Below are 14,259 nucleotides of genomic sequence, written 5' to 3' on the forward strand. Positions count from 1 at the left end.
AAACCGCGATGATAGCTCAGCGCGACGCTGGGGTCCGGATTTCGCCCTTGGCTAAACGTGAAGCACTGTTACCCACGGGGTCCTCGGCGTTCAGGTCTGCACCTTTGGCTTGCAGCGCCCCCAACAACTCGACGCGTTTGAACAGCCCGGCGTACATGGCGGCGGTCTGCCCTGCGCCGTTGCGTTGGTCGGGGTTGCAGTCGGTGGCCAACAGGCGCTGGGCGATTTTCAGCTCGCCTTTGAAGATGGCGCCCATCAACGCTGTGTTACCGCGTTTATCCTGGACGCAGGCGTCGGCGCCGGCATCCAGCAAGCGCTCCACATACGGGCCCTGGCCGTGATAAGCAGCCAGGATCAACGCGGTGTAGCCCTTGTCATCCTGGGCATTGAGGCCGTAGCCGGACTCTATGAAGGTGTTGAGCATGTCGAGGTCGCCACGACGGGCAGCGTCGAAATAGTAGTCCTGCAACTGCGCCTTGAGCGCCACCGGGTCGGGGGACTCGGCATGAGCGGCAAAGGCCAGCATGACCATCAGTAAACCGATAGAGATACGCATAGGGTGTTCTCCTGCCAAAGGTCGACGCCCGTGAAGGCGCCGACCGCAACCAACGAATCAGTCAGTCAGTTTTTCCGCCAGCGCCTTTACGCGAGCCAGGTCGCCCTTGGCGACCTTGGCCACGCCGGTGCCGTATTCCGGATCCGCCTTGTAGAGGAACGACAGGATGATGTGCTTGCTCTCGTCATCGGTGGTGGCCAATGAGCCGCCGAAGTTGTTGATCAAGTCTTCGCGCTCTTTCTTGGTGTAGGAGCGGTACAGGTCACCGGCCTGCTTGAAGTTCTGCTCACGCTGGATCTTGGCCTGCTGGGTGCTGCCCGACAGCGGCGACTGGCTGTAGCGTGCGGCTTGCGGCTCTTCGCGGGGCAACAGGCGGCTTGGCTGGTAGTTGACGCCGGTGGTGGTCTTGCCGACGTTCATCGCGCCGTCCTGGTTGCCGTTGTTGACGGTGACCCGTGGAGCGTTGATCGGCAACTGCAAGGCGTTCGCGCCCAGGCGGTACATTTGCGTATCGGCGTAGGAGAACACGCGCCCCTGCAGCAAGCGGTCTTCCGACGGCTCGATACCCGGTACCAGGTTGGCCGGGGCCATCGCGACTTGCTCGGTTTCCTGGAACACATTGGCCGGGTTGCGGTTCAGCACCATTTGCCCGACTTTGCGCTCGGGCACATTCGGCCAGATCTTGGTGGCATCCAATGGGTCGAAATCAAACTTGGCCAGGTCTTCAGGCTTGAGCACCTGCACATACAGGTCCCACTTAGGGAAGTCGCCCTTGTTGATGTGCGTGACCAGATCATTGGTCATATGGCTGTAGTCACGCCCCTGCACCTCGGTAACTTGCTTGGGATCAAGGTTCTTGATGCCCTGCTGGCTCTTCCAGTGGAACTTGACGTAGTGCACTTCGCCTTTGGCGTTAATCAACTTGTAAGCATGTACGCCGTTGCCGTCCATTTCGCGGTAACTGGCAGGGGTGCCGGAGTCCGAGTACAACTCGGTCAGTGTACGAGTGGACTCTGGAACATGGGAGAAGAAGTCGAAACGGCGCGAGTCATCGTCCAGGTTAGTGCGTGGGTCCGGTTTAAAGGCATGGACCATGTCCGGGAACTTGATGGCATCCCGAATAAAGAACGTGGGGAAGTTGTTACCGACCAGGTCCCAGTTACCTTCGGCGGTATAGAACTTGGTGGCGAAGCCCCGTGGGTCCCGCAGGGTTTCCGGGGAGTGGTTGCCATGCACCACGGCCGAGAAGCGTACGAACACTGGCGTGGTTTCACCGGCGGCGAACACTTTGGCCTTGGTCAGGTCGCTGAGGTTGTCGGTCACGGTGAAGGTGCCATGGGCGCCCGTGCCGCGTGCGTGCACCACGCGCTCTGGGATGCGTTCGCGGTCGAAGCGTTGCAGTTTCTGGATCAGTTGCACATCTTGCAGCAGCACCGGGCCATTGGCACCGGCGGTCTGGGAGTTCTGGTTATCACCGACGTTAGCCCCGTTATCGCGGGTCAGGTTGGCGGCTTGTACGGAGAGGGAAAGCAGGCTGGCGGTCACCAGTGCCAGCGCGTGTCGCGCCGACACGGGCCTGCGGCTGATTGGAGTGTTCATCGAGGTTTCCTCTGGTTTTTTTAATGCACATTCAGTTGTGCTTGCCAGAGGCTAGTGACCTATGCGTCAGAAGATAAATAGAAAAACACCACAGGCCCGATTAAGAAAAAAATCTGGTAACCCGCTGAAATAGCGGCTAATTCGCGCGCGACTAGTGGCACTTTGCAAACTATTTGCGATTTGATGTGTCGATAAAAACCGACAGTGTTAACAGTTGTTTCGAGCAAGCGCTGTTCGACTGAATTACACTGACCTCCACCCTCCTCAACTGTAACAAGGAATAACCTATGGGCGTGATCAGTGAGTTCAAGGCCTTCGCGGTCAAAGGTAATGTGGTCGACATGGCCGTCGGTATCATCATCGGTGCTGCCTTCGGCAAGATTGTTTCCTCATTTGTAGGCGACGTGATAATGCCTCCCATCGGCCTGCTGATCGGTGGCGTGGACTTTGCCGATCTGGCCGTCACGCTCAAGGCAGCACAGGGTGATGTACCCGCTGTTGTGCTGGCTTACGGCAAGTTCATCCAGAGCATCATCGACTTTATAATCGTCGCGTTTGCAATCTTCATGGGCGTGAAGGCGATCAACCGTCTGAAGCGCGAAGAAGCCGTGGCCCCAAGCCTGCCGCCGACGCCAAGCAAGGAAGAAGTGCTGCTGGGCGAGATCCGCGATCTGCTCAAGGCACAGAACAACAAGCCGCTTTAACCTGCGGATGCAAAAAAGGCGCCTCGCAAGGCGCCTTTTTTCTACCAATAATTTTCTACCGCCACCTGGCCAGGCCGTCGGCTCAGGCTCAGTTGCATGTCCCGCTGCTTGAGCAACTGGCGCGTGTCATCGACCATCTGCGGGTTGCCGCAAATCAGTACACGCGAATCCTGTGCCGTCAGTTCCACGCCGGCGGCCCGCTCCAATTCGCCATTTTCGATCAAGGCCGTAATACGCCCATTCAACGCGCCCGGATGCTGCTCGCGGGTGACGATGGGAATGTAGGTGAGCTTGTGGGCGTACTCGGCCAGATACTCGCGCTCACCCAGCGTGTCGATCAGCGACTGGTAGGCCAGTTCCTTGGCTTCCCGGGCGCTGTACACCAGGATGATGCGCTCGAATTTTTCCCACACTTCGAAGTCCTGCAGGATCGACAGGAACGGCGCGACGCCCGTTCCGGTTCCCAGCAACCACAAGTCACGCCCGTCGACAAAGCGGTTGAGGGTCAGAAACCCGGTGGCCTGGCGCTCGACCAGCAAGGTATCGCCCACCTTCAGGCGGCTCAGTTCACTGGTGAACTCACCACCGGGGACCACGATGGAAAAGAAATCCAGATGCTCGTCAAACGGCGAAGACACGATGGAATAGGCACGCCAGACGGTGCTGCCATCCGCCTTGGTAACGCCCAGGCGCACGAACTGGCCGGCGGTAAAACGAAAACCGGCATCGCGGGTGGTGCGCAGGGTGAACAGGCTGGGGGTCAGCGATTGCACATCGAGCAGGGTCTGGCGGGTAAATTTCTCAGCACTGGCCGTCATGGGGGGCTCCGTTTTGCACAGGCCGTTAGTGTCCCTCAAAACAGACCGCGCAAACACTGATGATTGGTACTGGCTTTGCAATCGCTCAAGGTTCACGCGGCTGGCCTGCGCGTTTTCTAACCAGTCCAAGAGGCAAGCCATGGGCTCCACACTGGCACTAATTATTTGGCTATTAACGCGCCCCGAATACCTCACTAGATGAAACCGCACCTAAAGAGACATCACTTTGATACTACCTTCAAGACATTAAAAATATTGAAAAAAAGATACCTGCCAAGCGCTCTTATACAAAGCTCCAAGCCTTGTACAAAACCGGCCAACTAGACAAATCCTGCAAGTAAAATATTTTTCAGACTCTTCTGCAGGACTTGCCCTACACTTGCTTTCGAGCTGCATTGGGGGATCAGGACGTACCCAGGTTACACAGACACCTATGGAGAGTCACCGATGGTCAATTGGCATAATATCCGGCTGCCCAAGCTGGACGGCGAGAGTGAAATCACCAGTGTGTTTGAGATGGTGATAAACCACACCTATGAGCTAGGTTTTGAATATTGCTCCTTTACCATGAGTTCCCAATCACACAGTACCCAAACAGAACCCATTCTATTCAATAACTACCCAAATGAATGGCTTAGCATTTATAAACAAGCGCACTTCTTCGATGTAGACCCCGTTGTAACCCACTGTAAAACCTCGGTACTGCCCATTCTCTGGGAGCCAAAAACCTTTGCCAACACCCCCAAGCTTTGGGAGTTGGCCCAGTCATGCGGGGTGCATTTAGGCTGGACCCAAGCCGTGCATGACTTCCAGGGTGTATTCAGCATGCTGACCCTGGTTCGCAGCAAGGGCGAGGTCAGCCCTGAAGAGCTTTACGAAAAAGCCGGCCAGGTGTTGTGGCTTTGCCATGCGATGCATGCGGTCGTCGCGCAGAAGTACGCCGACGCACCCGACATCAAAGCGCCCAGCAAATTGACTGCCCGGGAAACAGAAATCCTCAAGTGGTCTGCGATGGGCAAGACCGCCTCCGAGATTGCCGCGATTCTTTGCCTGTCCGAGCGCACGGTGGGGTTTCATATCAGCAGTACCTTCAAGAAACTGGGCGTGCATAACAAAATCCAGGCGGTGCTGCGCGCCGCTAAAGCCGGGCTGTTCTAGCCCACACAAAACACCGCATGTCATCGCGTTGAAAAAAACGTAACATTTACGACCAATTCTGAGTGTTGAGGGTGCGCTTTCCACGGTTGCCCCGCCGTTCGCTCAGAAGGTCCGTCGATTACCCAGAGCCTTGCCCAGCCATGCCCCTGCTTGACAGCCCTTTCGCCCAGCTCGACCTGATTCGTCAGCCGGAGCAACACAATGATCCGCTGCAAGCCTTCGATGCCGCCGACGAATACCTGCTCAGCCACCTCGCCGCGCAACAGCCCACTGCCGCCACCCGCGTGCTGGTTCTCAATGACAGCTTCGGCGCCCTGGCAGCCAGCCTTCAGGGCCAGGTACAGGTAACCTCCAGCGGCGATTCGTTCCTCGCCGCCCAGGGCCTGGAAAAAAACCTGGTGCGCAACGGCAAGCCCTTTGATGCCGTGCCCTTCATACCGGCCAGCCAGCTCGCGGCCGGGCCGTTCGATCGCGTGTTGATCCGCGTGCCGAAAACCCTGGCGTTGCTGGAAGAACAACTGATCCGCCTGCAAGGGCAACTGGCGCCCGGCGCCGAGGTGATCGCAGGTGCAATGGTCAAGCATTTGCCACGGGCTGCGGGCGAGTTGCTGGAGCGTTACATCGGGTCCATGCACGCCTCATTGGCGGTCAAAAAGGCGCGGTTGCTGATTGCCAGCGTCGAGCAGCGCCCTGCCGCGGTCTCGCCCTACCCGACCCGTTATACCCTGGATGCGCCGGTCATCGAGTTGTGTAACCACGCCAACGTGTTTTGCCGCGAAGGCCTGGACATCGGCACCCGCGCCTTCCTGCCGCACCTGCCAAAAAACCTGGGCAGTGCACGCGTGGCGGACCTGGGCTGCGGCAACGGCGTACTGGCGATTGCCAGCGCCCTGCAGAACCCCGACGCGCACTACACCTTGGTGGATGAGTCGTATATGGCAGTGCAATCGGCCGCCGAAAACTGGCAAGCCGCCTTGGGTGAACGGGACGTCAGCGTACGTGCCGACGATGGCCTGGCCGGCCAGGAGGCGCAATCGCTGGACGTGGTGCTGTGCAACCCACCGTTCCACCAACAACAAGTGGTGGGCGACTTCCTCGCCTGGCGCATGTTCCAGCAGGCACGCGAAGCGCTGGTGGTCGGCGGAGCCCTGTATATCGTCGGGAATCGTCACCTGGGCTACCACAGCAAGCTGGCGCGGTTGTTCCGTGGTGTCGAGCAAGTAGCGGCCACGCCCAAGTTCGTCATCCTCAAGGCGCGTAAATAAAAAGCCCTGCTTTTCGATCAAGAAAAGCAGGGCTTTTTCGTAGGAGCGAGCTTGCTCCTACACCTCAGCGGAACATCAGTGGGTGCTCAGGCCTGCCGCATTCATGAACATGCGCATCAGGCTGGCCACCACGAACAGGGCCAGCACGCTGCCGGTCCAGATCATCGCCAGCCACCCCAGGCGCCGCCACAACGGCTGCTTCTCGGCCTGTTCAATTTCGTGCAACGAAGGTTTGGACATGTTTCACCCCTCCTAGTGATAGCCGTCTTCGTGGGTGACCTTGCCGCGGAACACGTAGTAGCTCCAGAAGGTGTAGCCCAGAATGAACGGGATAATGAATAGTGTGCCCACCAGCATGAAGCCCTGGCTTTGCGGCGGCGCGGCGGCATCCCAGATCGACACGGACGGCGGGATGATGTTCGGCCACAGGCTGATCCCCAAGCCACTGTAGCCGAGGAAAATCAGCACCAGCGTCAACAGGAACGGCGTGTAGTGCGCATTACGTGCCACAGCGCGGATCAGCCCGTACATGGTGACCAGCACCAGGATCGGCACCGGCAGGAACCAGAACAGGTTCGGCAAGGTGAACCAGCGCGACGCGATTTCCGGGTGGGTCAGCGGCGTCCAGATGCTGACGATGCCGATTACCGCCAACACCACGAAGGCCAATGGCCGCGCCAGGTTGTGCATCTGCTCCTGCAACTTGCCTTCGGTCTTCATGATCAGCCAGGTGCAGCCGAGCAAGGCATACGCCACGATCAGCGCCACGCCGCAGAACATCGTGAAGGGTGTGAGCCAGTCCAGTGAGCCGCCGGCGAACTGGCGATCCACCACCGGAATACCGTCGATAAAGGCGCCCAACGCCACCCCCTGGAAGAAAGTCGCCGCCAGCGAGCCGCCAATAAACGCCTTGTCCCACAGGTGACGCTTGTGGTCCTTGGCCTTGAAGCGGAACTCAAAGGCCACGCCGCGGAAGATCAGGCCGATCAGCATCAGGATCAGCGGCAGGTACAGCGCCGACAACACCACCGAATAGGCCAGCGGGAACGCGCCGAACAACGCCGCGCCCCCGAGTACCAGCCAGGTTTCGTTGCCGTCCCATACGGGCGCCACGGTGTTCATCATCACATCACGGTCGACTTTGCCCGGGATAAACGGAAAAAGAATGCCGATACCCAGGTCGAAGCCGTCCATGACCACGTACATCATGATGCCGAAGATGATGATCACGGCCCAGATCAGCGGAAGATCAATACCCATCTCAATTCCCCTTGTGCTGGATGTGGTCGTGGTCGTTATCACTGCCATCGTCGGCAGCAGACAACGGACGCGCCGGGGTGCGTTTCTGGCCAGGGCCACCGTGGGCTGGCTCGGTACTGTCGTGGGTCACGGGGCCTTTGCGCACCAGGCGCATCATGTAGCCCAGGCCCGCACCGAACAGCGCGAAGTACACCACCACGAACAACACCAGGGTAATGGTCATCTGCGTCAGGCTATGCCCGGAGGAGGCATCCGCCGTGCGCATCAACCCGTAGACCACCCAGGGCTGGCGACCGATTTCGGTGGTGAACCAGCCGGCAAGAATCGCAATCAGGCCAGACGGGCCCATCCACAACGCCAGGTACAGGAACGGTTTGGACGTGTACATTTTGTCGCCCCGGCGCAGCCACAGGCTGAACAGACCGGTGAAGATCATCAGGAACCCCAGGCCGACCATGACCCGGAACGACCAGAACACAATGGTGGAGTTGGGGCGGTCTTCAGGCGGGAACTCCTTGAGCGCCGGCACCTGCTTGTCCAGGGAGTGAGTCAGGATCAGGCTGCCCAGGTACGGAATCTCGACCGCGTATTTGGTTTTCTCGGCTTTCATGTCCGGCCAGCCGAACAGGATCAGCGGCGTGGGCTCGTTGCCGATATTTTCCCAGTGGCCTTCAATCGCGGCGATCTTGGCCGGCTGATGCTTGAGGGTATTGAGGCCGTGGAAGTCGCCGATCACCGCCTGGATGGGCGCAACGATCAAGGCCATCCACATCGCCATCGAGAGCATTTTGCGGATCGCCGGGTTGTCCTTGCCGCGCAGTAGATGCCAGGCCGCCGACGAGCCGACGAAGAAGGCCGTGGCCACGAAAGCAGCCGTGGCCATGTGCATCAGGCGGTAGGGGAACGAGGGGTTGAAAATCACCGCCAACCAGTCGGTCGGTATCACGCGGCCATCGATGATTTCAAAGCCCTGGGGCGTCTGCATCCAGCTGTTGGAGGCGAGAATCCAGAACGTGGAGATCAACGTACCCACGGCCACCATCACGGTGGCGAAGAAGTGCAGCTTGCGCCCCACCTTGTTCCAGCCAAACAACATCACCCCCAGGAAACCGGCCTCGAGGAAGAAGGCCGTGAGCACTTCGTACGTCAGCAACGGCCCGGTGACGGCACCGGCGAAGTCTGAGAAGCGGCTCCAGTTGGTGCCGAACTGGTAGGCCATGACCAGGCCTGATACCACACCCATGCCGAAGTTGACGGCAAAGATCTTCGACCAGAAATGATAGAGGTCACGGTAGGTGTCGTTGTGGGTCTTGAGCCACAAGCCCTCCAGCACCGCAAGGTAACTGGCCAGGCCGATGGTGATCGCCGGGAACAGGATGTGGAATGAGATGGTGAACGCGAATTGAATTCGGGCGAGATCTAGCGCCTCCAAACCGAACATAAGTCTTCCTCTGTCAGGTAATACCGGCTGCTGGCTGGGAGCCTGCACCCACTGCCCCCACGGATATGGAGTGTGGCGAATTTCAATTCGTTTCTTTTATTACCCATCGCGTGGGGAATCTGGCCTTGCGGCCGCCAGAACAATCCCGGGGCAGGTTTTGATCTGGATCAAGCATCGTTGAAAGAGTAGTCCCATTTTTGCTGTAGGACTGTGTGGTCTTTTGCCGCGTGACAGCTTGCCTCAGCTCAGTTCTTGCAACTATTTGTTACAGCTTGATGCTAATCTCGCCGTTCTCCCGTTGCCGACCTGATTGCCGATGCCCAGTGAACCTGCGTTGCTGTTACGTCACCACCGCCCTTTCATCGCGTTCTGGCTGGCGCGGATCTTTACCGCCAGCGGCTTCCAGATGCTCACCGTGGCGATTGGCTGGAACCTCTACCAACTGACCGGCAACGTCTTGGACCTGGGCCTGGTCGGCCTGGTGGAATTCGTGCCGCGCGTGCTGTTCATGCTGCACACCGGGCACGTGGCTGATCGCTATGAACGCCGCAGGGTCGCTGCCATCTGCCAGACCTTGCAGGCACTGATTGCCTTGTCCCTGGCCATCGGTGGCCTGACCGGCAACGTGACCCGGGAGATGATCTTTATCCTCGCCTTCCTGCTGGGCGCCGCTCGATCGTTTGAAATGCCCACCACCCAGGCGCTCTTGCCCAGCATCGTGCCCAGCGCGCTGTTCCCCCGCGCTGTGGCCGCCTCGCAATCGGCCCAGCAACTGGCAACCATCGTCGCACCGGCCGTGGGCGGTTTGCTTTATGCGTTTGGCAGTGTGTGGGTGTACGGCCCCACCGTGGCGCTGTACCTGATCGCCTGCGTGCTGACCCTTAACCTGCCCGCACGCCAGATCCCGCTGAACAAAGCCAAGGCCACCATGGACTCGCTGCTGGCCGGTATTCGTTTTATCCGCAGCCGCCCGGACATTCTCGGCGCCATCTCCCTGGACCTGTTTGCCGTGCTGCTGGGCGGCGCCACAGCGTTGTTACCGGTGTTCGCCAAGGACATCCTGCTGACCGGTGCCTGGGGCCTGGGCCTGCTGCGGTCGGCCCCGGCCGTGGGCGCATTGCTGATGTCACTGTGGCTGGCGCGGTTCTCGGTAGACCGCAAGGTGGGCCGCGTGATGTTCACCGCCGTCGGCGTGTTCGGGGTGGCAACCATTGCCTTCGGCCTGTCGACTTCGTTCTGGTTTTCACTGGCTGTGCTGGTGGTACTGGGCGCGGCAGACATGATCAGCATGGTCATCCGTGCATCGTTCGTGCAGTTGGAAACGCCAGATGAAATGCGCGGGCGAGTGAGTGCGGTCAATGGCCTGTTTATCGGTGCGTCCAATCAATTGGGCGAATTCGAATCCGGGATTACCGCCCACTGGTTTGGCACCGTGCCTGCGGTGGTGATGGGCGGGGTTGGCACGCTGGTGGTGACCGGGGTGTGGATCAAGCTGTTCCCGACCCTGGCCAACCGGGATCGCATGCATGTGCCGGTGGAAGAAACCAAGCCATAGGCTTCACCGCCATACCCTGTGGGAGCCGGGCTTGCCCGCGATAGCGGTGTATCAGGCAACTTTCTGGTGGCTGATACACCGCTATCGCAGGCAAGCCAGCTCCCACACTGGAACTTCATTGGTCTGACGGTTTGGGCTATAGCACCTTATCCAAGGTAATCGGAAACTCCCGGACCCGTTTGCCGGTGGCGTGGTAAACCGCATTCGCCACCGCCGCCGCCACACCGACAATGCCGATTTCCCCCACGCCCTTGGACCCGAGCGCATTGACGATCTCGTCGTGCTCTTCGACAAACAGCACGTCAATCTCGCCAATATCGGCGTTCACCGGGATGTGGTACTCGGCCAGGCTGTGGTTCATGTAACGCCCCAGCTCATGGTCGACCTGGGTCTCTTCATGCAGGGCCATGCCAATGCCCCACACCACGCCGCCAAGGATCTGGCTGCGGGCCATCTTCGGGTTGACCACGCGCCCCGCGGCAATGGCGCTGACCACACGGCTGACCTTGATGGTGCCCAGGTCTTCATCAACCCGCACTTCGACAAACACCGCCGAATGGGTCGCGCAGGCATAGCCCTGGCGCTTCTCGTCCGGCTCGCTGTCAACCTGTGCTTGCAGCACCTCTTCACCGCTGTCCTTGACCAGTTGCGCCAACGACACACTCACATCACCGGCATGCAGTTGGCCCTCTTCAAACCGCACGGCTTCGGCGTCCTTGAACACCGGGTAGGCCTGCCGGGCGACCTGCAACAACTTGGCATTCAGCGCTTCACAGGCTTGCTGCACCGCCGTACCCACCGAGGACACGGTAAACGAGCCGCCCTGCAACGGCGCGGTGGGCAACGACGAATCGCCCAGCACAAAACGCACGTCGGCCATGGCCACGCCGCTGGCCTGGGAGGCGATCTGGGTCATCACCGTGTAGGTGCCAGTGCCAATGTCGGTGGTGGCGCTGCTGACGGTGAGCTTGCCCTGCGCGTCGAGGCGCGCCTTGGCGCTGGCTTTCATCTGCATGGCTTCCCACACGCCGCCGGCCATGCCCCAGCCGATCAACTGGCGGCCGTCACGCATGCTGCGCGGTTCCGGGTTGCGTTGGTGCCAGCCGAAGCGTTCGGCGCCTTCGCTGTAGCACTCGCGCAGGGCCTTGCTCGACCAGGGTTTGTCTTCGTTCTGGTTACGTTCGGCGTAGTTGATCAGGCGCAATTGCACCGGGTCGATGGCCAGGGCGCACGCCAGTTCGTCCATGGCGCACTCCAAGCCGAGCACGCCTAGTGCGGCGCCGGGGGCACGCATGTCCAGCGGGGTAAACACATCCAACGGCGCCAACTTGTACGTCAGTTGCACGTTGTCGCAGTGATAGAGCATGCCGCTCCACTCCACCACGTGCTCGCTGAAATCCTCAAAGCGCGACGTCTGGCCAATCGCGGTATGCCCCAACGCCAGCAAGCGCCCATTGGCGGCGGCGCCCATCTGCAAACGCTGCAAGGTGCGCGGGCGATAGCCGAAGGTGAACATCTGTTGGCGCGTCAGGGTGACGCGCACCGAGCGTTTGAGCGCCATGGCCGCCATCACCGCGAGCGGCAATTGGTATTGCGGGCGCAGGCCCGAACCGAAGGCACCGCCGACGAAAGCGGCAAAGATGCGCACCTGGCGCTTATCCAGGCCGAAGACTTTTTGCACATAGGCCTGGCAGTTCTGCGGGCCCTGGGTCTTGTCGTGGATATGCAGAGTGCCGTCGGGCTGATACAGCACGGTGCTGGCGTGGGGCTCCATCGGGTTGTGATGCTTGATGGGCGTGCTGTAGTGCAGGTCCAGACTAATTGCGGCACCGGCCCATTCAGCTTCGAAGTTGCCTCGCGGTTCGGGCGGGGTCTGGGGCGACGGGTGCGCCGCCGCTTGCTGGGTGAGCAGGTCGGTTTCGAAGGTTTCGGGCGCGTAGTCGATCTGCACCAGCGAGCCGGCGTGCCGCGCCAGTTCGAGGTTATCGGCAATCACCAGGGCCAGGGGCTGGCCGCTGTAGAGCACGCGGTCGTTATACAGCGGACGAAAAGGCGAGCCATCGGCCGCATCGGCATCGGCGAACGCCTCGTCATAGCTGGCGATTTTCGGCCGGTTGAGGTGATGGATCACGTCCACTACACCGGGCAAGGCCAACGCCTTGGACGCATCGATGCTCAGCACCCGGCCTTTGGCGATAGTGCTCGACACCACGCTGCCATGCAGCAGGCCGTCGTCGGGAAATTCACCGGCGTAGCGCGCTTGGCCGGTGACCTTGAGCAGACCGTCGACACGGTCCATGGGTTTACCGATGGCGCTCATGGCTGTTCTCCTGCGACGGCGGCGTCGCTCAGGGCACGAATGATTGCGCGCCGGGCCAGCTTGACCTTGAAGCCGTTGTGTTCCAACGGTTCGGCGTCTTGCAGCAGGGCGTCGGCGACGGCGCTGAAGGTTTCGCGGCTGACCGTGCGGCCAATCAGCAAGGCTTCCACTGCGCGGTCACGCCAGGGTTTATGCGCCACACCGCCCAAGGCCAGGCGGGCGTCAATGATTTCATCACCGTCCAGTTCCAAGGCGGCGGCCACCGAAACCAAGGCGAAGGCATAGGAGGCACGGTCACGGATCTTCAGGTAATGGCTGTGGCGGGCCAGGTGATCGGCGGGCAGCTCAATGGCCGTGATCAGCTCATCGTCGGCCAATTGGTTGTCACGTTGTGGCGCATCGCCTGGCAAGCGATGGAAGTCGGCGAACTCGATCACCCGCGCACCGCCACGTCCCTCTACATGCACCCGCGCCGCAAGCGCCGCCAGGGCCACGCACATGTCCGATGGATGGGTGGCCACGCACTGTTCACTGGCGCCGAGGATCGCATGGATACGGTTCAAACCGTTGCGCGCCGGGCAGCCGCTGCCGGGCTGGCGCTTGTTGCACGGTACCGCGGCGTCGTAGAAGTAATAGCAACGGGTGCGCTGCAACAGGTTGCCGCCGGTACTGGCCATGTTGCGTAACTGCGGGGACGCCCCGGCGAGGATGGCCTGGGACAGCAACGGGTAACGCTGCTCAATGAGTGGGTGCCAGGCCAGGTCTGCGTTGCTCACCAGCGCACCGATACGCAGGCCACCCTCGGCGGTCTCTTGAATGTCATGCAGCGGCAAGCCGGTGATGTCGATCAGGTGCTCGGGATGGCTGATGTTTTCCTTCATCAGGTCCAGCAGGTTGGTGCCACCGGCGATAAAGCGCGAGGCGGCGCTGCTCATCTGAACGGCCTGCTGCACATCGGTCGGCCTGCTGTAGTGGAAGGGATTCATGACTCACCTCCCTGGCGGCGGCAGGCCGGCAGCGCGTCTTCGATGGCATCGCGGATGTTGTTGTAGGCGCCGCAGCGGCACAGGTTGCCGCTCATCAATTCCTGGATCTGCGCACGGTCGTGGGCGCGGCCTTCATTGGCCAGGCCCACGGCAGAACAGATCTGGCCGGGGGTGCAATAGCCGCACTGGAAAGCGTCGTGCTGGATAAAGGCCTGTTGCATGGGGTGCAGTTGGTCGCCGTCGGCCAGGCCTTCGATGGTGGTCAATTCGGCGCCGTCGCACATCACGGCCAGGGTCAGGCAGGCATTCACGCGTTTGCCGTCACGCAACACGGTGCAGGCGCCGCACTGGCCGTGGTCGCAGCCTTTTTTGCTGCCCACCAGGTCCAACTGTTCACGCAGCAAGTCCAGCAAGGTGGTCCAGGGCAACACGTTCAGTTGGCGATCCTGGCCGTTGAGTGTCAGGCGTATCGGGTGGGCGACGAACGGCTGGGCCGCCGCGCCATTGGGGGTCGCGCTCATAAACACCTCACGGGTTGGTGTACGTCCGCGGCGTTCAAAAAAATCGCCGTCTTAGGGGTACGACTTCCCGGGGTTT

Annotated in this window: 13 protein-coding genes; 4 read left to right on the forward strand and 9 right to left on the reverse strand. The window is 60.5% G+C overall.

Features of this window, described 5'->3' with window-relative positions; translation table 11 throughout:
* Nucleotides 1-16: 16 nt before the first annotated feature.
* A complete protein-coding gene (locus CLM72_RS24355) occupies nt 17-556 on the reverse strand; it encodes an ankyrin repeat domain-containing protein (protein WP_105228587.1) in 540 nt (179 codons plus the stop codon).
* Nucleotides 557-613: 57 nt separating this feature from the next.
* On the reverse strand, nt 614-2,155 hold the full coding sequence (gene katB / locus CLM72_RS24360; RefSeq protein WP_105228589.1) for a catalase KatB: 1,542 nt from the start codon (nt 2,153-2,155) through the stop codon (nt 614-616).
* Between the two features lie 287 nt (nt 2,156-2,442).
* On the opposite strand from katB, the gene mscL reads away from it, so the two are divergent.
* A complete protein-coding gene (gene mscL / locus CLM72_RS24365; RefSeq protein WP_014720019.1) occupies nt 2,443-2,859 on the forward strand; it encodes a large-conductance mechanosensitive channel protein MscL in 417 nt (138 codons plus the stop codon).
* Between the two features lie 41 nt (nt 2,860-2,900).
* Here the strand turns inward: mscL and CLM72_RS24370 are convergent, their stop codons facing one another.
* Complete coding sequence (locus CLM72_RS24370; RefSeq protein ID WP_019818025.1) at nt 2,901-3,677, reverse strand: ferredoxin--NADP reductase; 777 nt, start codon at nt 3,675-3,677, stop codon at nt 2,901-2,903.
* A gap of 447 nt (nt 3,678-4,124) precedes the next feature.
* Between CLM72_RS24370 and CLM72_RS24375 the strand changes: the two genes are divergently transcribed.
* Together CLM72_RS24375 and CLM72_RS24380 are read left to right on the forward strand one after the other, a co-directional pair.
* The gene (locus CLM72_RS24375) at nt 4,125-4,835 is read left to right on the forward strand and encodes a LuxR family transcriptional regulator (RefSeq protein WP_105228591.1); all 711 of its coding nucleotides are present in this window, start codon (nt 4,125-4,127) and stop codon (nt 4,833-4,835) included.
* Between the two features lie 140 nt (nt 4,836-4,975).
* Nucleotides 4,976-6,100, forward strand: a complete 1,125-nt coding sequence (locus CLM72_RS24380) for a class I SAM-dependent methyltransferase (protein WP_105228593.1) — start codon at nt 4,976-4,978, stop codon at nt 6,098-6,100.
* A gap of 75 nt (nt 6,101-6,175) precedes the next feature.
* On the opposite strand, the gene CLM72_RS24385 is transcribed toward CLM72_RS24380, so the two are convergent.
* The 3 genes from CLM72_RS24385 to CLM72_RS24395 are packed head-to-tail and all read right to left on the reverse strand — an operon-like array spanning nt 6,176 to nt 8,801.
* Nucleotides 6,176-6,340 (reverse strand): DUF2474 domain-containing protein, encoded by a 165-nt coding sequence (locus CLM72_RS24385; protein ID WP_003194328.1) that lies wholly within the window; start codon nt 6,338-6,340, stop codon nt 6,176-6,178.
* A 12-nt stretch (nt 6,341-6,352) separates the two neighbouring features.
* Nucleotides 6,353-7,360: a cytochrome d ubiquinol oxidase subunit II gene (gene cydB, locus CLM72_RS24390; protein WP_014720024.1), complete on the reverse strand. Its 1,008-nt coding sequence runs from the start codon at nt 7,358-7,360 to the stop codon at nt 6,353-6,355.
* A gap of 1 nt (nt 7,361) precedes the next feature.
* Complete coding sequence (locus CLM72_RS24395) at nt 7,362-8,801, reverse strand: cytochrome ubiquinol oxidase subunit I (RefSeq protein WP_003194330.1); 1,440 nt, start codon at nt 8,799-8,801, stop codon at nt 7,362-7,364.
* Between the two features lie 316 nt (nt 8,802-9,117).
* On the opposite strand from CLM72_RS24395, the gene CLM72_RS24400 reads away from it, so the two are divergent.
* The gene (locus CLM72_RS24400; RefSeq protein ID WP_105228595.1) at nt 9,118-10,356 is read left to right on the forward strand and encodes an MFS transporter; all 1,239 of its coding nucleotides are present in this window, start codon (nt 9,118-9,120) and stop codon (nt 10,354-10,356) included.
* A gap of 136 nt (nt 10,357-10,492) precedes the next feature.
* Here the strand turns inward: CLM72_RS24400 and CLM72_RS24405 are convergent, their stop codons facing one another.
* The 3 genes from CLM72_RS24405 to CLM72_RS24415 are packed head-to-tail and all read right to left on the reverse strand — an operon-like array spanning nt 10,493 to nt 14,183.
* Nucleotides 10,493-12,676 carry a xanthine dehydrogenase family protein molybdopterin-binding subunit gene (locus tag CLM72_RS24405; protein WP_105228597.1) on the reverse strand — a complete coding sequence of 728 codons (2,184 nt, stop codon included), beginning with the start codon at nt 12,674-12,676 and terminating at the stop codon, nt 10,493-10,495.
* Entirely contained in the window at nt 12,673-13,662 is a 990-nt protein-coding gene (locus CLM72_RS24410; RefSeq protein ID WP_105228599.1) for a xanthine dehydrogenase family protein subunit M, read from the reverse strand. Before CLM72_RS24410 ends, CLM72_RS24405 begins: the two co-directional genes overlap by 4 nt.
* A complete protein-coding gene (locus CLM72_RS24415) occupies nt 13,659-14,183 on the reverse strand; it encodes a (2Fe-2S)-binding protein (protein WP_034126942.1) in 525 nt (174 codons plus the stop codon). The genes CLM72_RS24410 and CLM72_RS24415 overlap by 4 nt, the downstream gene beginning before the upstream one ends.
* Nucleotides 14,184-14,259 lie beyond the last annotated feature (76 nt).

Origin of the sequence: Pseudomonas sp. MYb193, from assembly GCF_002966775.1 — a bacterium.
GTDB classification, from domain to species: Bacteria; Pseudomonadota; Gammaproteobacteria; order Pseudomonadales; family Pseudomonadaceae; genus Aquipseudomonas; species Aquipseudomonas paracarnis.